Origin of the sequence: Vibrio sp. 1151_11, assembly GCF_029478525.1 — a bacterium.
Taxonomy (GTDB): domain Bacteria; phylum Pseudomonadota; class Gammaproteobacteria; order Enterobacterales; family Vibrionaceae; genus Vibrio; species Vibrio anguillarum.
The window spans coordinates 157373-177315 of the sequence record NZ_SHMN01000005.1; the positions used below are offsets into that span (position 1 = coordinate 157373).

23 protein-coding genes are annotated in these 19943 nt (G+C 46.0%); 10 read left to right on the forward strand and 13 right to left on the reverse strand.

The window, feature by feature from the left end:
• Nucleotides 1–12: 12 nt before the first annotated feature.
• From lptB to EXZ60_RS06035, 6 genes are read right to left on the reverse strand one after another with little or no spacing between them, the layout of a single operon-like run.
• Nucleotides 13–738, reverse strand: a complete 726-nt coding sequence (gene lptB / locus EXZ60_RS06010) for an LPS export ABC transporter ATP-binding protein (RefSeq protein ID WP_013855971.1) — start codon at nt 736–738, stop codon at nt 13–15.
• 2 nt (nt 739–740) lie between these two features.
• On the reverse strand, nt 741–1241 hold the full coding sequence (gene lptA, locus EXZ60_RS06015; RefSeq protein ID WP_013855972.1) for a lipopolysaccharide transport periplasmic protein LptA: 501 nt from the start codon (nt 1239–1241) through the stop codon (nt 741–743).
• Complete coding sequence (gene lptC / locus EXZ60_RS06020) at nt 1222–1785, reverse strand: LPS export ABC transporter periplasmic protein LptC (RefSeq protein ID WP_013855973.1); 564 nt, start codon at nt 1783–1785, stop codon at nt 1222–1224. The genes lptA and lptC overlap by 20 nt, the downstream gene beginning before the upstream one ends.
• The gene (kdsC, locus tag EXZ60_RS06025; RefSeq protein ID WP_277435449.1) at nt 1782–2339 is read right to left on the reverse strand and encodes a 3-deoxy-manno-octulosonate-8-phosphatase KdsC; all 558 of its coding nucleotides are present in this window, start codon (nt 2337–2339) and stop codon (nt 1782–1784) included. Before kdsC ends, lptC begins: the two co-directional genes overlap by 4 nt.
• Entirely contained in the window at nt 2336–3310 is a 975-nt protein-coding gene (kdsD, locus tag EXZ60_RS06030) for an arabinose-5-phosphate isomerase KdsD (protein ID WP_277435450.1), read from the reverse strand. The genes kdsC and kdsD overlap by 4 nt, the downstream gene beginning before the upstream one ends.
• A 19-nt stretch (nt 3311–3329) precedes the next feature.
• Entirely contained in the window at nt 3330–4295 is a 966-nt protein-coding gene (locus EXZ60_RS06035) for a calcium/sodium antiporter (protein ID WP_277435451.1), read from the reverse strand.
• A gap of 271 nt (nt 4296–4566) precedes the next feature.
• On the opposite strand from EXZ60_RS06035, the gene mlaF reads away from it, so the two are divergent.
• From mlaF to EXZ60_RS06075, 8 genes are all read left to right on the forward strand, one after another.
• On the forward strand, nt 4567–5364 hold the full coding sequence (mlaF, locus tag EXZ60_RS06040) for a phospholipid ABC transporter ATP-binding protein MlaF (protein ID WP_026029128.1): 798 nt from the start codon (nt 4567–4569) through the stop codon (nt 5362–5364).
• On the forward strand, nt 5361–6152 hold the full coding sequence (mlaE, locus tag EXZ60_RS06045) for a lipid asymmetry maintenance ABC transporter permease subunit MlaE (protein ID WP_013855979.1): 792 nt from the start codon (nt 5361–5363) through the stop codon (nt 6150–6152). The genes mlaF and mlaE overlap by 4 nt, the downstream gene beginning before the upstream one ends.
• Nucleotides 6153–6154: 2 nt before the next feature.
• Nucleotides 6155–6646 (forward strand): outer membrane lipid asymmetry maintenance protein MlaD, encoded by a 492-nt coding sequence (gene mlaD, locus EXZ60_RS06050; protein ID WP_010318826.1) that lies wholly within the window; start codon nt 6155–6157, stop codon nt 6644–6646.
• 50 nt (nt 6647–6696) lie between these two features.
• Nucleotides 6697–7335 carry a phospholipid-binding protein MlaC gene (gene mlaC / locus EXZ60_RS06055; protein ID WP_029190030.1) on the forward strand — a complete coding sequence of 213 codons (639 nt, stop codon included), beginning with the start codon at nt 6697–6699 and terminating at the stop codon, nt 7333–7335.
• Entirely contained in the window at nt 7332–7640 is a 309-nt protein-coding gene (locus EXZ60_RS06060; protein WP_199868120.1) for a lipid asymmetry maintenance protein MlaB, read from the forward strand. The genes mlaC and EXZ60_RS06060 overlap by 4 nt, the downstream gene beginning before the upstream one ends.
• A gap of 13 nt (nt 7641–7653) precedes the next feature.
• The gene (gene ibaG, locus EXZ60_RS06065; protein WP_013855981.1) at nt 7654–7908 is read left to right on the forward strand and encodes a BolA family iron metabolism protein IbaG; all 255 of its coding nucleotides are present in this window, start codon (nt 7654–7656) and stop codon (nt 7906–7908) included.
• Between the two features lie 9 nt (nt 7909–7917).
• Entirely contained in the window at nt 7918–9183 is a 1266-nt protein-coding gene (gene murA / locus EXZ60_RS06070; RefSeq protein WP_026029130.1) for a UDP-N-acetylglucosamine 1-carboxyvinyltransferase, read from the forward strand.
• An 89-nt stretch (nt 9184–9272) separates the two neighbouring features.
• Nucleotides 9273–10019, forward strand: coding sequence for a 1-acylglycerol-3-phosphate O-acyltransferase (locus EXZ60_RS06075; RefSeq protein ID WP_277435452.1), 747 nt, complete (start codon nt 9273–9275; stop codon nt 10017–10019).
• 8 nt (nt 10020–10027) lie between these two features.
• Here the strand turns inward: EXZ60_RS06075 and EXZ60_RS06080 are convergent, their stop codons facing one another.
• From EXZ60_RS06080 to EXZ60_RS06110, 7 genes are all read right to left on the reverse strand, one after another.
• Nucleotides 10028–10975, reverse strand: coding sequence for an ATP-binding protein (locus EXZ60_RS06080; RefSeq protein WP_017047037.1), 948 nt, complete (start codon nt 10973–10975; stop codon nt 10028–10030).
• Nucleotides 10968–11519, reverse strand: coding sequence for a heme NO-binding domain-containing protein (locus EXZ60_RS06085; protein WP_064625910.1), 552 nt, complete (start codon nt 11517–11519; stop codon nt 10968–10970). The genes EXZ60_RS06080 and EXZ60_RS06085 overlap by 8 nt, the downstream gene beginning before the upstream one ends.
• Nucleotides 11520–11708: 189 nt before the next feature.
• Nucleotides 11709–12098 (reverse strand): RidA family protein, encoded by a 390-nt coding sequence (locus EXZ60_RS06090; RefSeq protein ID WP_013855986.1) that lies wholly within the window; start codon nt 12096–12098, stop codon nt 11709–11711.
• Between the two features lie 119 nt (nt 12099–12217).
• Entirely contained in the window at nt 12218–12685 is a 468-nt protein-coding gene (gene pyrI / locus EXZ60_RS06095) for an aspartate carbamoyltransferase regulatory subunit (protein ID WP_277435453.1), read from the reverse strand.
• A gap of 16 nt (nt 12686–12701) precedes the next feature.
• On the reverse strand, nt 12702–13631 hold the full coding sequence (gene pyrB / locus EXZ60_RS06100) for an aspartate carbamoyltransferase (protein WP_013855987.1): 930 nt from the start codon (nt 13629–13631) through the stop codon (nt 12702–12704).
• Between the two features lie 460 nt (nt 13632–14091).
• Nucleotides 14092–15096: an ornithine carbamoyltransferase gene (argF, locus tag EXZ60_RS06105; RefSeq protein WP_277435454.1), complete on the reverse strand. Its 1005-nt coding sequence runs from the start codon at nt 15094–15096 to the stop codon at nt 14092–14094.
• A 116-nt stretch (nt 15097–15212) separates the two neighbouring features.
• Entirely contained in the window at nt 15213–16589 is a 1377-nt protein-coding gene (locus EXZ60_RS06110) for a PhoH family protein (RefSeq protein WP_010318836.1), read from the reverse strand.
• Nucleotides 16590–16668: 79 nt separating this feature from the next.
• Here EXZ60_RS06110 and EXZ60_RS06115 point away from each other — a divergent pair, with 79 nt between their 5' ends.
• Nucleotides 16669–16794: a hypothetical protein gene (locus EXZ60_RS06115; RefSeq protein WP_261676510.1), complete on the forward strand. Its 126-nt coding sequence runs from the start codon at nt 16669–16671 to the stop codon at nt 16792–16794.
• Nucleotides 16795–17024: 230 nt separating this feature from the next.
• Nucleotides 17025–19934: an RNA polymerase-associated protein RapA gene (gene rapA, locus EXZ60_RS06120; protein WP_013855992.1), complete on the forward strand. Its 2910-nt coding sequence runs from the start codon at nt 17025–17027 to the stop codon at nt 19932–19934.
• Nucleotides 19935–19943 lie beyond the last annotated feature (9 nt).

The following is a 19943-nucleotide window of genomic DNA, read 5'->3' on the forward strand; positions in this document are numbered from 1 at the left end:
CTCTCTACTTAATCATAGACGGAATTGTTCACCGAGATAAACTTGTTTTACCTCTTCATTATTGAGCACGTCATGTGGTGTACCTTCTGCGATCAAACGACCCTGGCTTACAATATAGGCTTTTTCACAGACGTCCAATGTTTCTCGAACGTTGTGGTCTGTGATTAAAACGCCTAAGCCACGATCTCGCAGGTGTTGGATGATCTTTTTAATGTCGATAACGGAAATGGGGTCGACCCCTGCAAAGGGTTCATCAAGCAAAATAAATTGTGGGTTTGCGGCAAGAGCGCGGGCAATTTCAACTCGGCGACGTTCACCACCCGATAGCGCCATTCCCGCACTATGGCGGATATGTTGAATGTGAAATTCTTCTAGTAGATCTTCGAGTTTATCTTGGCGCTCTTCACGGGTCATCGATTCACGGGTTTCAAGTACCGCCATGATGTTATCTTCGACCGATAATTTTCGAAAAATAGACGCTTCTTGAGGTAAGTAGCCGATCCCTAAGCGTGAGCGACTGTGCATAGGTAAAATGCTGATGTCGTGATCATCAATGCTGATCTTACCTTCATCACGAGCGACAAGGCCGACGATCATGTAAAACGATGTGGTTTTTCCTGCGCCGTTAGGGCCGAGTAAGCCAACAATCTGCCCCGATTCTACTTGCAAGCTGACGTCAGAGACGACTTTGCGTTTTTTATAGCTTTTCGCTAAATGTTCTGCTTTAAGTATGGCCATAATTATTCTTGTGTCGTAGTGGCTTGCGGTTGAAGCACGGTCGATACTCGCTCGTTAGAGTTACCATCAGCCATCAGCTTCTGTGACGAAATTTTGTAGCGAATTTTCGTACCACGGATGATGCTATCATCTTGTGACAACATGGCTTGATCGATCATCGTCAACTGATCATCGGCCAATTTGTAATAGAGCTCTTTCGCCTCACCATACAAGGTTTTGCCATCGTCGGTTAATTGCGAAAAAGTGGCGAGGTTGCCATATCCTTCAATTTCTTGAATGGAGCCATCTTTTGCATCACGGGTTACAATCACTTTGTCGGCGTTGATACTGATACTGCCTTGTTTGAGTTTGACATCACCAAGGAAAGTCACTTTGTTGCTTTTCATGTCGAGCTGTTGGCTGTCAGAATCGATGTAAACCGGTTGAGCATTATCGGTGGACAATGCCAATGCGTGACCAGAAATCGCTAAACAAGCAATAAGACTAAGGTGTGAGAGTTTCATATCTACCTTGTACATGGTTATAAAGAATAGCGGTATTGTCGGCAAAATTGCCTTTCATCGCTTGTCCTTGTGTTTCGAATTGTGGCCCAACCAAATCGACCTGATTATCGGCCCAAAAATCGCGATTATTGAGTTGAATGCTCATCTTAATGGTTGAAAGCGTATCAAAACCAGAATCTGCTAATAGGTTTTTTGCCAGTACGTCGTCATACAGTGTGAGTACTTGCTCTTCATCGAGTACGCCGCGTTTGGCGGTAATCTCCCACTCTTGCAAAATACCATCACGGAAGACTTTGAGTATCGGGTACTCGAAAATGGTGTCGCCACTTTTTGCGTAATGATCCAGATGCGTCGATTGAATGATGTAGCTGCGGATACCTTGCTCGTTATAGGTGGTGTTGTCGAGATTTTTTCCACTAAACGACGGTAACTCCAAGTTCGGAGCAACTTGTATATCGGTATTTTGTTCTTTATCGAACAAGTAATAGGCTGACCACGATGCGATAAAAATCAGTATCACATAGAGGACACGAGATAAACTCATACACTTAAGCCTTTGTGCACATCTAACTCACCGCGAGCTTGCAAAATCAAATCACACACTTCGCGTACAGCGCCATGCCCACCTTTTATATGGGTCACGTAGTTTGCGCGTTTAACTAATAGCGGGTGACCATCCGCGACACAGACTTTCAGCGCGACTTTTTCCATTACCGGCCAATCAATCAAGTCATCACCGATATACCCTGTGTGTTCTGGGGCAATATTGAGCTGGCGACAAATGTCGTTATAGGCTTTGACCTTGTCATCCTGACCTTGATAAACCAGTGTAATGCCTAATACGGCCATACGGTTTTCGACAATTTTTGACTGCCTACCTGTAATGATCGCCACTTCAATGCCAGCATTCGTCAATGATTTTATGCCGTAGCCATCTCGAGTGTGGAAGGTTTTTAGCTCTTCGCCTTGATTGCCCATATAAACTAAGCCATCAGAGAAGACGCCATCCACATCGCAGATCAGCAGTTTTATCTGCTTAGCTATGTCGAGAATAGGCGGTGAGACCGGGCCGTAGAGTGTATCAATCATGGTCATCACATCACTCCTGCTTTGAGCAAATCGTGCATGTTTAATGCACCGACCAATGTGCCATTTTCGCACAGCATCAAGCCATTGATTCGTTTATCTTGCATTAGGTTTAACCCTTCGACCGCGAGCATGTTAGGGTTTGCTACCGTTGGGTTTTGCGTCATCACCTCGCTGATTGCTGCGCTGTGAATATCGATTCGTTTGTCTAAGATGCGGCGTAAATCGCCATCAGTAAAGATGCCAATAAGCTGCATGTTGTTGTCTACTACCGCGGTCATCCCCAACCCTTTTTGGCTGATCTCAAGTAAGGCATCGCGGATCAATGCATTTGGTTGCACTGTTGGTAATGCATCGCCAGTGTGCATGATATCAGAGAGCTTGAGCAACAATTTTCGCCCTAAAGCCCCACCGGGATGAGACAGCGCAAAATCTTCAGCGGTAAAGCCGCGTGCTTGCAAGAGTGCGACGGCTAACGCATCGCCCATCACTAGCGTTGCTGTGGTGCTGGAGGTTGGCGCAAGGCCAAGCGGGCATGCCTCTTGTGGGACTGTGATTTGCAAATGAAGATCGGCCAACTTTGCCATATTCGATGACGGGTTGCCTGTCATGCTAATGATGCGAATATTGAGCCGTTTTAGCACAGTAAACAGTGATAAAATTTCCGAGGATTCGCCAGAGTTTGAAATAGCAATTACGATGTCGCCACGCTCGATCATACCAAGATCACCGTGCGCTGCTTCTCCTGGATGTACGAAAAATGCCGAAGTGCCAGTACTGGCTAAGGTCGCGGCAATTTTTTTACCGATATGGCCTGATTTACCCATACCCATCACCACCACTTTGCCGTGATCATTGGCAATGATCATTTCACACGCTTGGCAAAATGAGTCGTCAAAGTATTGCTCTAGCTGCTGTAAAGCCGCCATTTCGGTGGCGAGAACTTGCTGTGCAACACTGCGATAATCAAACTGATTCGACATTCGATACTCCGAGTTTGGGTTAAGCGGCCATATTCATAAGTAGATAAGCTTGGTATCCGATAAAAGCGAGGAAGAGCACGCCTCCCTCAATGCGGTTAATACTACGCGATTTCCCTAAAGCCATGGTAACCAGTAGCAGAGATACGCCAAGCATTACCCAAAAATCGCGTCCCATCGCATGCTCACTGAGTATCGATGGATTAAGAATGCCGGGTAAGCCCATCACGGCAAGAATATTGAATACGTTCGAGCCAATAATGTTGCCCACAGCCATATCATCTTCACCTTTCAACACGCTTGTGAGTGAGGCGGCCAACTCTGGCAAGCTGGTCCCAACAGCGATGATCGTCAGACCAATCACCAAATCACTCATACCAAAAAACTTGGCAATGACGACAGCGTTATCGACTAACACGCTGGCAGCAATCGGCAGGATAATAAGCCCAATCACTACCCAAATAGCCGCTTTTGCATTGCTCACGCCTTGCGGTATTTCAGATTCCTGCTCGGCAAGTAGCGCGTCACCATTTTTTTGTTCGTTACGGCTAATGCGTAGCATCGCGATGATAAACACGGCGAAAAGTGCAAACAGCAACACACCTTCATAGAATCCTAAGTGGTTATCCCACAATAACGCACCCGCAAGTAATGTGACCGCAATCATCAGCGGCAGTTCACGGCGGAGCACCGCCGAACTAACTGACAGCGGTTTGATCAGAGCCGTAATACCCAAGATCAAAGCAATATTAGCGATGTTAGAACCGAGTACGTTACCGACGGCAGTATCGGTTTTTCCATCCAAAGCGGCCGTTGCCGATACCATCATCTCTGGTGCTGACGATCCCATTGCTAAAATAGTCATGCCGATCACTAATGGCGAGATGCCAAAGTTACGAGCAAGCGCGGCAGAACCAAAGACTAACTTGTCAGCGCTCCAGACTAAAAACACCAAACCTACAATGAGAAACGCTACCGCTTCGATCATGATGATACCTAATTAATGAAATGAGTGAAAAAATGATGTAATTAACCGCTAATTTTGACGTGTTGGTTGCGAAAAGGGAAGCTGAAGATCCAATTAATTACGTTCAATTCATGGTTTAGTTAGCTATCCATCAATAAATGACCGGAAGATTGTTTTGGCGAAAGATGATGCTTTACTTTAGGATGTAATTGAACAGTGCTTTTAATTTTAGAACGTTATGCTTATGATTGCCCATCATTTTGGGGCGGACAACAATAGTGAAACACTCATGATGCCAATCAACGATCTTGTCACAATCAAGAATTTAACCTTCTCCCGTTCAGGACGGAAGATTTTCGATGACGTGAGTCTCAGCGTTCCGCAAGGAAAAATTACCGCCATTATGGGGCCATCGGGTATTGGTAAAACCACTTTGCTACGTCTTATTGGCGGACAACTGTTTCCTGAACAAGGTGAGATTTGGTTCGACAAACAAAACATCCCGATGCTCAGTCGCAAAAAGCTGTATCAAGCTCGTAAAAAAATGAGCATGTTGTTTCAGTCGGGTGCGTTATTCACCGATTTAAATGTGTTCGATAATGTGGCTTTCCCTTTACGTGAACACACTCAATTAGATGAATCGCTGATTAAGACATTAGTTTTATTAAAATTAGAAGCGGTCGGTCTGCGCGGTGCCGCCTTGCTCATGCCGAGCGAATTATCCGGTGGCATGGCAAGAAGGGCAGCATTAGCGCGCGCGATTGCGCTGGATCCGGAACTGATCATGTATGATGAGCCGTTTGTGGGGCAAGACCCGATCACCATGGGCGTGCTGGTGGAGTTGATCCGCAATTTGAATCAAGCTTTGGGGGTGACCTCGATAGTGGTCTCTCATGATGTTCCTGAAGTGATGAGCATTGCCGATTGGGTTTATTTGCTGGCTGACGGCAAAGTGATTGCCAAAGGAACGCCAAACGATCTTTATCAAAATAGCGATCCTCGCGTACAACAATTTTTACAAGGCGAGGCTGATGGCCCAGTACCATTTCGCTTTCCAGCGCAAAGCCTAGAAAAGGATTTATTCTCATGATGTCTACATTGACTGACTGGATTGAAGGGCTCGGTCGCCGTACGCTCGAATTTTGCCAAGCCTTTGGCAAAGCGAGCTTGATGCTGTTTGGCGCATTAGTGAGCCGCCCACGGCCTATTCAGAATTTTCCATTGTTAGTGAAGCAGCTCTACAGTGTTGGTGTTCAGTCGCTGGCGATTATTGTCGTTTCTGGCTTGTTCATTGGCATGGTGTTGAGCCTGCAAGGCTATGTGATTTTGGTCGATTACGGCGCGGAAGGTAGCCTTGGGCAGATGGTTGCACTCTCTTTATTGCGTGAACTTGGGCCCGTGGTGACTGCGCTGCTGTTTGCTGGGCGTGCTGGTTCTGCACTTACCGCTGAGATCGGCCTGATGAAAGCCACCGAGCAGCTTTCCAGTTTAGAGATGATGGCGGTTGATCCGCTCAAACGTATTATCGCTCCTCGCTTTTGGGCTGGGCTAATATCAATGCCGTTGCTAGCGATGATTTTTATGGCGGTCGGAATTTGGGGAGGCCAGCTTGTTGGCGTGGATTGGAAAGGGATTGATCACGGCAGTTTTTGGTCTGCGATGCAGTCATCGGTAGAGCTAGGGCAAGATATTGGCAACAGTATGATCAAGTGCGTGATGTTTGCCATCACAGTGACTTGGATTGCACTGTTTAACGGTTACGATGCTATTCCAACCTCGGAAGGTATTAGCCGTGCCACCACAAGAACCGTAGTGCATTCGTCTTTAGCTGTATTAGGGCTAGACTTTGTACTCACCGCATTGATGTTTGGGAATTAATCATGCAGCAAACACGAAAAATAGAACTTTGGGTCGGTAGCTTTGTCCTTGCTGGAATTTGCGCAATTCTGGTGATGATTTTTCAGGTCGCTGACGTAAAAGGGTTGGGTTCCAACCATACTTACCAACTGAAAGCTGAATTTGACAATATCGGTAGTTTAAAAGTGCGCTCGCCAGTCAAAGTGGGTGGTGTAGTCGTTGGGCGAGTGGCCGAGATTAAACTCGATAGAGAGAGCTTGCTGCCTGTGGTTACTATGGCTATTAACAGTCAATATGATCAATTTCCAGAAACGTCGAGTGTACAAATTCTAACTTCTGGATTGATTGGTGAGCAGTACATTGGGCTTGTGCCCGGGTTTGTCTTTGAAGATGAACAGATGTTAAAAGAGGGCGACTTAATTGAAGACACAAAATCCGCCCTTGTATTAGAAGATTTGATTGGCCAAGTGCTGTATAGCGTCGGTGGTGGCTCACAAGAAAAAGGTAAGGAGTAACAACAGTGTTTATAACGACAGTGTTTATAAAAACAGAGTTTATAAAAAAAGTGTTTAAACGGACGTTGATTTTTGTATTTACCCTCGTTGCCGCTATGTTTGTGCAAGCGGCCAATGTGGATAAAACCCAGCCCTATACCATGATGAAGCAGGTGTCTGAAACGGCATTTACTCGTTTGAAAGCCGAACAAGAAGCGATTCACCACCATCCTGAATATTTGAAAGAAATCGTGGAACAGGAGCTGATGCCTTACGTCAATGAGCAGTATGCGGCACTGAAGTTATTGGGCCCAAACTTAAAAGGGGCCAAGCGTGAAGATGTCGCCACTTTCATCACCGCATTTCGTGCCTATCTTGTCAGTGCATATGCGCAAGTATTGACTCAGTACAGTAACCAAATTATTGAGTTCGAGCCTGAACAGGCGGTGTCGGATGATAAACGCATTACCAGCGTGAAGGTGGATATTATTGATACGCCACGACCGAACATCAAGCTTGAGTTTAAATTGCGCAAAGAGAAAAATGGCGAATGGCAAGTCTTTGATATGATTGCAGAAGGAGTGAGTTTGCTCTCCAGTAAGCAATCTGAATGGAGCGGTAAAATTCGCCAAGATGGCATCTTAGCGGTTGCCAATGAACTGCAACAATTGGCGGATCAGCCGATCCGTTTTGAAGGTAAAGCGCAATGATTCATCCGCAGTGGCATCAAACTGATATACCGATTGCGGCTTTGTCGGGCGCATTAGACAGAGAGCATGTGCCTGATTTATGGGGGTTTATCCAAAAATGGAACCCGGTGAGTACACAGTTTGAGATTGAACTGAAAAACGTTGAACGCATAGACTCTGCCGGAATGGTGATGTTAATCCACCTAATAGAGCATGCAAAAAAACGAAACTGTCATATAATGCTCAGTTTCGTGCCAGAGCAACTGCGCACACTATTCCAATTGAGCAACATTGATCGTTTAATGGCTCAACATATAAAGAATTAAGCAGGGGAACATTGTGGATAGCGCAAAAGTACAACAGTTATTAGAACAAGCACTAAACCTTGAAGAGATCCACGTCAAAGGTGAAGGTAGCCACTATGAAGTTATCGCTGTTGATGCTTGTTTTGCAGGGATGAGTCGCGTTAAAAAACAACAACTTATTTATGCTCCACTGATGGAGTACATTCAAAGAAACGACATTCATGCCCTTTCTATTAAAGCGTTCACACCAACAGAGTGGGCTCGTGATAAAAAGTTGATGTCGCTGTAAGGTTTATTGATGGAAAAGTTTCGAGTTATTGGGTCAACACAACCTCTTCAAGGTGAAGTGACCATTTCAGGTGCCAAAAACGCTGCACTGCCTATTTTATTTGCGTCTATTTTGGCCTCTGAGCCAGTAGAAGTGGCCAATGTGCCACACCTTCGTGATATTGATACCACAATGGAACTACTCAAACGTTTAGGCGCTAAAGTCGAACGTAATGGCTCAGTTCATGTCGACCCTAGTCAAATTGATGAATATTGCGCGCCGTATGATTTAGTCAAAACGATGCGTGCTTCTATTTGGGCTCTCGGTCCATTAGTGGCTCGTTTTGGTTATGGCCAAGTTTCGCTACCTGGAGGCTGTGCCATTGGCGCTCGTCCTGTCGATCTGCATATTCACGGTTTAGAGCAGCTTGGTGCCACCATCACCTTAGAAGATGGCTACGTGAAAGCCAGTGTCGAAGGTCGTCTACAAGGTGCACACATCGTCATGGATAAAGTGAGCGTGGGTGCCACCATTACCATTATGTGCGCCGCAACCCTTGCCGAAGGCACAACCGTGCTCGACAACGCTGCGCGTGAGCCTGAAATTGTCGATACCGCACTGTTTTTGAATAAGCTGGGTGCAAAAGTGTCCGGTGCAGGCACCGATACCATTACCATTGAAGGTGTTGAACGTTTGGGTGGTGGTAAACACGCTGTTGTGGCTGATCGCATTGAAACGGGCACGTTTTTAGTCGCGGCGGCTGTTTCTCGCGGAAAAATTGTTTGCCACAACACTCACTCGCATTTGTTAGAGGCCGTGTTAGCAAAACTGGAAGAAGCGGGCGCTGAGATTGAAACAGGTGAGGGCTGGATAAGCCTTGATATGACCGGAAAAGAGCTTAAGGCGGTTTCGATTCGCACTGCGCCTCATCCTGGCTTTCCAACCGATATGCAAGCACAATTTACCCTACTCAATATGATGGCAAAAGGTGGTGGCAAGATCACTGAAACCATCTTTGAAAACCGTTTTATGCACGTTCCTGAACTGATGCGTATGGGAGCAAAAGCGGAGATTGAAGGGAATACAGTGATTTGTGGTGATGTGGAATCGTTGAGTGGCGCGCAGGTGATGGCGACCGATCTACGTGCCTCAGCCAGCCTAGTGATTGCCGGTTGTATCGCAAAAGGTGAAACCATCGTCGATCGCATCTACCATATCGATCGCGGTTACGAAAGAATTGAAGATAAACTGTCGGCTCTTGGCGCTAATATTGAGCGCATTCAAGTCAGCAGTTAAACTCTCGCTCATGCAATGGAGCCGAAATCTCTGGGTTTCGGCTTTTTTATCCTTGCTCGTTTTTTATCTTTGTTCCATGGAGAACTGAAATGATTGCTCTTTTGCGTCTATTGGCAGTCGCACTGTTTGCCATTGTGATGTTTGTTTTTGGATGTGGTTACTGCTTACTTAGCCCACGCAATCCAAAACATGTATTTACGTTTGGGCGTTTATTCGCCCGTATGTCAAAATTGATGGGTATTAAATTAGAACTGCGTATCCCAGAAGATGCTTATCAACGTGGCCAGCACATCTACATTGCGAATCATCAAAATAACTGGGATCTGTGTACTGTTGCTGCGGCGGTAACGCCGAAAGTTGTGACAGTAGGGAAAAAAAGTTTAGTTTGGACACCTGTGTTTGGTCAGTTGTATTGGTTAGCAGGGAATATTTTAATTGATAGATCCAATCGCAACAAAGCCAAAGGCACCATTGATCAAGTTGTCGATAGCATAAAAACCAGTGATGTGTCTGTGTGGATGTTTCCAGAAGGTACTCGCTCGCGTGGCCGTGGCATGCTGCCCTTTAAAATGGGTGCATTTCATGCGGCAATTGGCTCAGGTGTACCGATTATCCCCATCGTTTGCAGCTCAACTAATGATATTAAGCTTAACCGTTGGGACAATGGTCATGTGATTGTTGAGATGCTGCCACCGATCGGTATTGAAGGATATGGAAAAGAAAATTTACGGGAATTAGCGACATTATGCCGTGAGCAGATGATGGCCAAATTAGCGCAGCTGGATGAAGAAGTGGCGATGCTTGATGGTAAGAAAGTCACATCACGCAGTCAGTAACCGCTTTACTAAATGGTGGGAAAAAGAAGTATGAAGGTGGTACCTTGTCCCACTTCAGATTCGACCTGCATTTTCCCACCATGCTTTTCAACAATGCTGTATGAAATCGATAAACCCAAACCCGTCCCTACGCCGACAGGTTTGGTGGTGAAGAAAGGATCAAACACCTTGTTGATGATGTCTTGATTCATGCCATGCCCATTATCTGCCACTGTCACCCTCACCCAGCGTTTCCCTTTTTCGACCACAGAATCTGTGCTAATCGTTAACTTTCCTTGTGCTTCGCAAGCGTGAGAGGCGTTAATAAATAGGTTCATAAACACTTGTTGTAGCTCTGCTGATATCCCATTGATTTTCGGCAAAGCCTCATCCAATCGCTGCTCGACCTCCATCGTATATTTAAATTGGTTCCAGACCATGTGTAGTGTTGATTCAATACACGAATTTAACTCACACTCGACAAATCGGCCATCACTGGAGTGAGAAACGCTTTGTAGGCTAGTGACAATGTCTTTTACGCGGAGCAATCCACCCGAAGTCTCTTGAAGCATGTCAGTTAAATCACTTTCGACAAAACCAATATCATGTCGTTGATAATAATCTTGATAATTGCGGTAGAAATCCGTGTTAGCAATTTCGGCTTTGTGCTGTGCTACCAAAGCGACAATTCCTATATAGGCGTGAGAGTAATCACGCAGCGTATTTAAATTACTCAGACAAAAACCGATTGGGTTATTGATCTCGTGAGCAACGCCAGCCGCCAGCAGACCGACAGAGGCCATTTTTTCTGATTGTACAAGCTGTGCTTGCGCGCTATGAAGTTGATCTAGAGTCTCTTGCAGCTCTAAAATTTTATCGTAGAGCTCGCGGCTTTTTTCTTGCAGTAACCGCTCTGCCAGCAAACGAGCCTGACGCTCACGCTCATAAATGCGTTGGTATTGCTCTATTTCACTCATGTTTGCCCTTAAAGGTGACAACAATTTCACAAAATGAAGCACCATGATGCATGCATTGGGGCTGCTCGATTTCGACTTCTTCACCAAATTGTTCTGAAGCGCCGATGATGAGTCCTTCCGCCGCAGCGCATAATTTTCTTTTCGAGGTGTAATACATGGTTAATCGATCGCCCTCGCTTTTATATTGAAATTGCGGCAAATAGGCATCAGGGTAGAGCCGCTTCACTTCTTTATGGATCACTTGATCGACCGAAATCAAAAACTCTAATAAGTTGTTTTTATTTGGGTAATTTTCAGGAAGGCTGTTGTACAGGCGAGAAAATAGGTATTGTCCATAAAGCCGGACTAAATCATCGGTGGGGATGTTTTTCTTCTCGCTCAAATAAGCCACCATTGCAAGCAGTTCGTCATCGGAGTATTGCTCTCCAGCGGTGTATATACCTTGAGAGCTAGGTTTTAAATCCTCGAGCATTTGATCCCAAAACAGTGCGCCAAATTTTTCGATGACTAAATCAGAAAGAACGGTATAGATAATCCCTTGCATTTCACTACCTCGAACGGTTCAAAGTATGATAAGTGTTGGTGACTAACCCTAAAGTAGCAAGTGTGAGGTGTAAAAATTGATTTTTTGGATTAAACAAAAACCTCGAACGGGGTTCGAGGTTTGAAAAAGCACATTCACGTCAGAGTGGTATGCTGGTGGTGCTTACACTGTGCTGATTATGAGCAATACTTATTTACGTACCGCAATCGCTTCAATTTCAATACCCACATCTTTGGGTAAGCGAGCGACTTCTACGCATGAACGCGCTGGGTAGTTTGCCACGTTATGTTCATCAAAAAACTTACCGTAGACTTCATTCACCGTGCCAAAATCATTCAGATCTTTAACAAATACAGTCATTTTTACGATGTCAGAAACTGTTAAGCCAGAAGATTCGACCACGGCTTTTACGTTGTCGAGAGATTGACGAGCCTGCACTGCGATATCTGCTGACACTTCACCGGTGACTGGGTTGACTGGAATTTGCCCTGAAGTTAGCACCATATTGCCAAGATCGACACCTTGTACATAAGGGCCAATTGCGGCAGGAGCGGATTCGGTATGAAGTACTTTAGTCATGATTGTGTTCCATCTGTTTTTATGGGAAGGGTAGGCGTCAGTTTGCCTTTAAAGAAACGGCAGGTAAAGTGCAAAATGCCCCACTAAAGTGAGGCATCGATAGACTTAAACGGGGTTAATTATGACTCGCGTTCGGTCACAATCTCACGTGAGTAAACTTTCTCACAATACTTACATTTCAAACGAATATCGTTTTTCTTTTCGAAAACCTTAAAGCTGCTTTCGACTGGTTCATTGTGGAAAATACAGTTGCTGTTTGGGCAGGCAAAAACATCATTGATCTGCTCAGGCAGTGTCAACGCTAGCTTTTTCACCACTTGGTAGTTTTCGATTTGGTTGACAGTCGCATGCGGTGCATAAAGTGCTAATTTATTGGCTTGGGCTTCATTAATGAACACATTTTCAATCTTCAGCAGATCTTTTGCGCCCAGCGCGGAAGAGGGTAAATTTAAGCCAATCGTGACACGTTGATGAGAATTGTGCATATCGAATAACTTTAATACTTTAATACCGATTTGCGCAGGAATGTGGTCGATAACCGTGCCGTTTTTAATTGCTTCAACCTGCAATTGAGTCTCTTTAGTCATGGTTGGGGCTCCTTTATTACAGGGTTTCGTTTAACACAAGCGCCAGCAAAGCTTCACGGGCGTAGACCCCGTTTTCTGCTTGTTGGAAGAAGTAAGCGTGCTTCGTTTTGTCCACATCAACGGTGATTTCATCCACGCGCGGAAGCGGATGCAGCACTTTTAAGTTATCACGCGCACCTTCAAGCATGGCGGCTGTTAAAATATACGCCGATTTAATGTGCGCGTACTCTGATTCATCAAAGCGCTCTTTTTGGACGCGCGTCATATACAGAATATCTAACTGTGGAATAACGCTTTCCATATCGGTGTGCAGGCTGTACTCAATGCCTGCATCATCTAACTCTTCGCAAATATAGTCAGGCATAGCCAGCGCATCCGGCGCAACAAAGAAGAAGCGAATGTGGTTAAATTTAGCCAAAGCTTGGGTTAAAGAATGGACGGTACGGCCATATTTCAAGTCGCCAACAAAGGCGATATTAATGTTATCTAAACGGCCTTGTGTTTCGGCAATGGTGAACAAATCAAGCAGTGTTTGGGTTGGGTGCTGGTTAGCACCGTCGCCAGCGTTAATCACAGGAACGCCGTTTGAAAATTCAGAGGCTAAACGTGCTGCGCCTTCTTGGGGGTGGCGCATCACAAACGCATCCACATAAGAGGAGATCACTTGTACAGAATCGGCCAATGTTTCGCCTTTTTTCGCCAGTGACGTATTGCCACCATTATCAAAGCCAATCACGCTGCCGCCGATGCGTTGAATAGCGGTTTCAAAAGACAAACGAGTACGAGTCGACGGCTCAAAAAAGCAGCTTGCTACCACTTTGTGCTTGATCAGCTCTGGTTTTGGTTCCGCTTTGAGTTGGCCTGCGGTTTTCACAATCAATTCCAGCTCGTCACGAGAGAGCTCCGGAATCGAAATAATGTGCTTTTGATAAAGCGAATTCACCATGGTCGTCTTCCCTATAATTTTCTAATAGCCATAAAAAAGCCCCCCAATAGGGAGGCTTTAAAAATCAAGAGAGGGGAAAAATAACGCGCCCAGTAAGTCAGCACGCTGACCTACATTGAATCGAATTGCGTTGTAGATGTGAATAACAACGTCCGTTTTCATAGCTACCCCTCAGACAAATTGCTGGGAATTATACGCTTTCGTTGTGTGAGCGCAAGCGATTACCTCGCAATCCTCTTCATCATTGGCACTGTCGCTGCGTTAGCTGCTTTCACTCACCCGAATCACTTACTCATGTAAGTTCATCGGGCTTCGTTCTCTTGCTGCCTTGCGACAGCACCAATGATTTTGAGGATTAAAAGTCGCTTTGGCACTGTCGCGGCGTTAGCTGTTTTCACTCACCCGAATCACTTACTCATGTAAGTTCATCGGGCTTCGATCCATTGTTGCCTTGTTTTTTTTAAGCGCCGAGAGTCGCGACCATCACAGCTTTGATGGTGTGCATGCGGTTTTCAGCTTCATCAAACACAATCGAATATTCAGACTCAAACACCTCTTCGGTGACTTCCAAACCTTTCATACCATATTTTTCCGCCACCTCTTTACCTACAGTGGTTTCGTCGTTATGAAACGCAGGCAAGCAGTGCATAAATTTTACCTGTGGATTATCAGTTTGCTTAATCACATTCATATTGATTTGGTAAGGTGTCATTAAGGCCACGCGTTCATCCCATGCATCGGCTGATTCGCCCATGGAAACCCAAACGTCGGTATAGAGAAAATCGCATCCTTGCACGCCTTCTTGTACATTTTCAGTGAGCGTGATTTTGGCTCCCGTCTGCTTGGCAATTTCTTGGCAAGTGGTGACGAGTGATGCTTCTGGCCAAAACTGTTTGGGTGCCACAAGGCGAATATCCATGCCCATTTTTGCTGCGCCCACCATCAGGGAATTGCCCATGTTATTGCGCGCATCGCCTAGATAAGCCAGTGACACTTGGTGCAACTGCTTACCACGGCCATGCTCAATCATGGTTAAAAAGTCAGCTAAAATCTGTGTTGGGTGGAACTCGTTGGTGAGCCCGTTCCATACAGGAACGCCAGCATGTGCGCCAAGCTCTTCGACAATTTCTTGTCCAAAACCGCGATATTGGATGCCATCGTACATTCTTCCGAGTACGCGAGCGGTGTCTTTCATCGACTCTTTATGACCAATTTGCGACCCTGATGGCCCGATGTAAGAGACTTGAGCGCCTTGATCAAACGCGGCCACTTCAAATGCACATCGCGTCCGTGTTGAGGCTTTCTCAAAAATCAGCGCAATATTTTTACCCGCTAATCTTTTCTGTTCTGATCCGGCGTATTTCGCTTTTTTGAGATCAGCAGAGAGATCGAGCAGAAATTGGATCTCTTTCGGCGTGAAATCGAGCAGTTTTAGAAAGTTGCGGTTGCGTAAATTGAAAGCCATATCCCAGTCCTAAACGGTGAATGATGAATGGCCTTAGTAAAACATATAAATGCTAAATTTGTGAATAATTATTTTAAAATAAAGGCGAGATATTAATAATATCTCGCCTAATGTGATTATAAATTCTCTTCAGCGAATTCGGCCAAGCGGCTGCGCACGACGCCATTTAAGTGAATGTTGGCGCTGCCTTCAAAGTTTTTAAAGCGCTCAACCATGTAGGTCAAACCTGAGGTCACCGGGGTTAAGTAGTGGGAGTCAATCTGCGCTAAGTTACCAGAGCAGACAATTTTAGTGCCCTCACCACAGCGCGTGATGATGGTTTTGATTTGAGAAGCGGTTAAATTTTGACACTCATCGAGTAACACAAAGGCATTTTGGATTGAGCGCCCACGCATAAAGTTGATCGATTTAAACTGGATATTGGCTTTATCGCAGATGTATTTGAGTGAACCTTCGGTGCAGTGATCGTTTTTGTGCAAGGCTTCCAGTGTATCCGTTACCGCGGCCAGCCACGGCATCATTTTCTCTTCCTCTGTTCCGGGTAAGAAGCCGATCGACTCTCCGATATCTGGCGTGTTACGGGTGACGATGATCTTATCGAACATCTTCTTCTCAATGGTTTGTTCAAGAGCGGCGGCCATCGCGAGCAGCGTTTTCCCGCTACCAGCGGCTCCAGTTAAAATCACCAAATCAATGCTTGGATCAAGCAAAGCATCAAGTGCCATCGCTTGGTAGATATTTTTCGGGGTGATGTCCCACGCTTTGCGGTGCATCATTCTCTCGCGACCAATATCAAGCAGCGTGATTTTGTCTGTGTTGATTTCATGCACGCGCGCCGAAAAATCGCTTTCTTCATCAATGACATATTGATTAATAAAGGTCGGATCAAATGGCGCCTTATCTAGCGTATGAAAGGCTTTTCCGCCGACGGTTCTGCTCTCAACTTCATCGACGTTGCTCCAAAAGTTGCCTTCACGAACTTGGAAGCCTTTGGTCAGGTACTGAACATCATCAATCAATTGGTCAGTGCGGTAATCCTCAACATAGCGCACGCCTGCACCTTTAGCGCGCAATCGCATGTTGATGTCTTTGGTGATGAGAACCACAGCGCGTGGCGCTCGTTTCGCTTGCAGGTAAAGAACAGCATTGAGGATACGGTTATCGCCGGCTTTGTCAGCAAAGGCTTTGACGGTTTCTTGCAACTCAAAGTCGGCGAGAATCGAGATAGTTCCCGTCTTGCTGGCCTCTTTAGAGAATGGAATACCTTCGGTAATTTCGTCTGGGGTGGCATCGTGAAATAAGTGCTCTAAAGCACGAATTGCGACCCGCGCATCTCGTGCAACATCGCGTTTGCTGTCTTTGATCCGGTCAAGTTCTTCAAGAACGGTCATCGGAATGACGACGTCATGCTCTTGGAAGGAGTAAATGGCTAAAGGTTCATGAAGCAGGATGTTGGTATCAAGTACAAACAGTTTCCGATCGGTATCGCCCATAAGCGTCTCCTTGCTGCTACGCAGCGTGCTTAACAAAAGATGCCAGCAAGTAGAGGTTATCGATCAATGGATGCCGGTAGTGACTCGATCGCTCGATGACTTACTGCAAGCCTGTGTTGATACTCATTGTCTGTTTGGTTCTGCATGCTTCGTGCCAGAGTCATCCTTTTGGCTGGCAAAGCAAGCATCGTTACAACAAGTATAGCAACCTTGTTTACTACAAATGCCACCGATTTCTTACAGTTTGATGTCAACCAAAAGTTGAAGAAAAAAATCTTGGTTATCCTTCGCTTTACACGTGACCTGTATCACGCCATCAAGTAAGATTAGCGACCTTTTTCTGCACCACACTCCAACAACAATCATAATTAGGGGTTGCCTTCACGTGGTAGCAGATCGATACAATCCATTCCAAATAAATAAGGTAGTCGATTCATGAGTTTTGCTTTGGGGCAACGCTGGATAAGCGATACAGAAAGTGATCTTGGTTTAGGTACTGTGGTAGCGCTTGATGCGCGTACTGTGACCTTGATGTTTGCTGCATCAGAAGAAAACCGCGTTTATGCACGCAGTGACGCCCCGGTAACACGAGTGACGTTCAACAGCGGCGATGTGGTTGAAAGCCAAGAAGGCTGGTCGCTACGCGTTGAGCAAGTTGTTGAAGAACAAGGACTACTCACTTATCTCGGTACGCGCGAAGACAACGATGAAAGCGGCGTGGCGCTACGTGAAATTTTCTTAAGCCACCAAATCCGTTTCAACAAACCGCAAGATAAATTGTTCGCAGGTCAAATTGATCGCATGGATAATTTTGTGTTGCGTTATCGCGCCCTCACTAACCAATATCAACAACACAAAAGCCCAATGCGTGGTTTATGTGGCATGCGCGCGGGCCTGATTCCTCATCAGCTTTATATCGCACATGAGGTTGGCCGTCGCCATGCGCCCCGCGTGTTATTAGCCGATGAAGTGGGGTTAGGTAAAACCATTGAAGCGGGGATGATCATTCATCAACAAGTGCTTTCTGGCCGCGCGGAACGTATTTTAATTGTGGTGCCGGAAACCTTGCAGCACCAATGGTTGGTGGAGATGATGCGTCGCTTTAATCTTCATTTCTCCATTTTTGATGAGGAGCGCTGTGTTGAAGCGTTCGCTGAAGCACACAACCCTTTTGATACTCAGCAATATGTGCTTTGTTCGCTCGATTTTCTGCGTAAAAGTCGTCAACGTTTTGAACAAGCACTTGAGGCGGAGTGGGATCTATTGGTGGTGGATGAAGCGCACCATCTAGAATGGAGCCAAGATAAACCAAGCCGCGAATACCAAGTGGTCGAAGGGCTAGCGCAAAACACCCCAGCGGTATTGCTGCTAACGGCAACGCCGGAGCAATTAGGCCGTGAAAGTCACTTTGCGCGTTTGCGTTTGCTCGATCCCGATCGTTTTTACGATTACGAGGCGTTCGTTGAAGAAGAAGAGCAATATGCGCCTGTAGCCGATTCCGTCAGTGCCCTGTTTTCGGGTGAGAAGTTGCAAAACGAAGCCAAAAACCAAATAACTGAGCTACTTTCAGAACAAGATGTTGAGCCGCTGTTTCGCATTATAGAAAGCGATGCCGATGAAGAGAGCAAAGCCTCTGCTCGCCAAGAGCTGATTGATAATCTGATGGATCGCCATGGTACAGGCCGCGTGCTGTTTAGAAACACCCGCGCTGCGATTAAAGGATTCCCTGTGCGTAATGTGCACTTGATGCCGATGGAAATCCCCGCGCAATACACGACCTCGATGCGAGTGGCTGGCATGATCGGCGGTAAGCTCAGTGCTCAGGCTCGCGCGATGAAAATGCTCTACCCCGAAGAGATTTTCCAAGAGTTTGAAGGCGACGATGCAAGCTGGTGGCAGTTTGACTCTCGCGTGAATTGGCTACTTGAAAAAGTGAAAGAGAAACGTAGCGAAAAGATTTTAGTGATCGCTTCTCGCGCTAGCACCGCGTTACAACTGGAGCAAGCACTGCGTGAGCGTGAAGGCATTCGCGCTACCGTTTTTCATGAAGGTATGTCGATTTTAGAACGTGATAAAGCCGCCGCTTATTTCGCACAAGAAGAGGGTGGCGCGCAAGTGCTTATCTGTAGTGAAATCGGCTCTGAAGGGCGTAACTTCCAATTTGCTAACCAGTTGGTAATGTTTGATCTGCCGTTTAACCCAGATCTTTTAGAGCAACGCATTGGCCGTTTGGATCGTATTGGTCAACACCGTGATATCGATATCCATGTACCGTACCTTAAAGGCACATCGCAAGCGATTTTGGCGCGTTGGTTTGATGAAGGCTTGAATGCATTTGCTGAAACCTGCCCAACAGGCCGCGCTGTGTATGATAAATATGCCGATGATCTGATTGATATGCTGGCTTCGGGAAATATCGATACGTTGGATGAGATCATTGAACAGTCGGCAACGCTCAACAAAACGTTGAAGGCTCAGCTTGAACAAGGGCGTGACCGACTGCTTGAAATGCACTCGAACGGTGGCGAAAAAGCATTGAAAATCGTCGAAAGTATAGCATCAACGGATGGCGATACTAACTTGGTTACTTTCGCTTTGAGCTTATTTGATGCGATCGGTTTAAACCAAGATGATCGGGGTGAAAACGCGCTGGTGGTCACACCATCAGAGCACATGATGGTGCCAAGCTACCCCGGTTTGCCGTATGAAGGAGCGACCATCACTTTTGATCGTGATACGGCATTATCGCGTGAAGATATGAATTTCATCAGTTGGGAACACCCGATGATTCAAGGCGGGATCGACCTGCTGATGAGCGAAGGCGTGGGAACATCGGCGGTTTCTCTGCTGAAAAATAAAGCTTTGCCTGTTGGGACTTTGCTGCTTGAGTTGATCTATGTGGTGGATGCACAAGCGCCAAAACGCAGTGGTATCAGCCGCTTCCTTCCTCAAACACCAATCCGTTTGATGATGGATGCGCGTGGTAATGATCTCTCTGCTCAAGTTGAGTTTGAAAGCTTCAATCGCCAATTAAGCCCAGTGAATCGTCATTTGGCCAGCAAGCTCGTTACGTCGGTACAAAATGATGTGCATAGCTTAATTGCTGCCAGTGAAAGCCAAGTTGTGAGCCGTGTTGAAGCGATTCGTGAACAAGCGCAAAAAGAGATGCAGTCGAGTTTAAACGGTGAACTGGAGCGCTTATTGGCGCTTAAAGCAGTCAACCCGAACATTCGTGATGAAGAGATCAGCGCGATTGAAGAGCAGATTAACGAGTTAAGCGGTTACATCGGTAAAGCGCAATTCCAACTGGATTCGTTGCGTTTAATCGTTGTGACGCATAACTGATCCCTTTAC

Coding starts and splice junctions, on each gene's coding strand:
- EXZ60_RS06080 (WP_017047037.1), bottom strand. CDS start 10,975: ATGAGTGAAATAGAGCAATACCAACGCATTTATGAGCGTGAGCGTCAG.
- EXZ60_RS06060 (WP_199868120.1), top strand. CDS start 7,332: ATGATTCATCCGCAGTGGCATCAAACTGATATACCGATTGCGGCTTTG.
- pyrB (WP_013855987.1), bottom strand. CDS start 13,631: ATGGTGAATTCGCTTTATCAAAAGCACATTATTTCGATTCCGGAGCTC.
- lptA (WP_013855972.1), bottom strand. CDS start 1,241: ATGAAACTCTCACACCTTAGTCTTATTGCTTGTTTAGCGATTTCTGGT.
- EXZ60_RS06090 (WP_013855986.1), bottom strand. CDS start 12,098: ATGACTAAAGTACTTCATACCGAATCCGCTCCTGCCGCAATTGGCCCT.
- kdsD (WP_277435450.1), bottom strand. CDS start 3,310: ATGTCGAATCAGTTTGATTATCGCAGTGTTGCACAGCAAGTTCTCGCC.
- EXZ60_RS06035 (WP_277435451.1), bottom strand. CDS start 4,295: ATGATCGAAGCGGTAGCGTTTCTCATTGTAGGTTTGGTGTTTTTAGTC.
- EXZ60_RS06085 (WP_064625910.1), bottom strand. CDS start 11,519: ATGCAAGGGATTATCTATACCGTTCTTTCTGATTTAGTCATCGAAAAA.
- EXZ60_RS06075 (WP_277435452.1), top strand. CDS start 9,273: ATGATTGCTCTTTTGCGTCTATTGGCAGTCGCACTGTTTGCCATTGTG.
- mlaE (WP_013855979.1), top strand. CDS start 5,361: ATGATGTCTACATTGACTGACTGGATTGAAGGGCTCGGTCGCCGTACG.
- lptC (WP_013855973.1), bottom strand. CDS start 1,785: ATGAGTTTATCTCGTGTCCTCTATGTGATACTGATTTTTATCGCATCG.
- lptB (WP_013855971.1), bottom strand. CDS start 738: ATGGCCATACTTAAAGCAGAACATTTAGCGAAAAGCTATAAAAAACGC.
- mlaD (WP_010318826.1), top strand. CDS start 6,155: ATGCAGCAAACACGAAAAATAGAACTTTGGGTCGGTAGCTTTGTCCTT.
- murA (WP_026029130.1), top strand. CDS start 7,918: ATGGAAAAGTTTCGAGTTATTGGGTCAACACAACCTCTTCAAGGTGAA.
- argF (WP_277435454.1), bottom strand. CDS start 15,096: ATGGCTTTCAATTTACGCAACCGCAACTTTCTAAAACTGCTCGATTTC.
- EXZ60_RS06110 (WP_010318836.1), bottom strand. CDS start 16,589: ATGGGCGATACCGATCGGAAACTGTTTGTACTTGATACCAACATCCTG.
- rapA (WP_013855992.1), top strand. CDS start 17,025: ATGAGTTTTGCTTTGGGGCAACGCTGGATAAGCGATACAGAAAGTGAT.
- pyrI (WP_277435453.1), bottom strand. CDS start 12,685: ATGACTAAAGAGACTCAATTGCAGGTTGAAGCAATTAAAAACGGCACG.
- mlaF (WP_026029128.1), top strand. CDS start 4,567: ATGCCAATCAACGATCTTGTCACAATCAAGAATTTAACCTTCTCCCGT.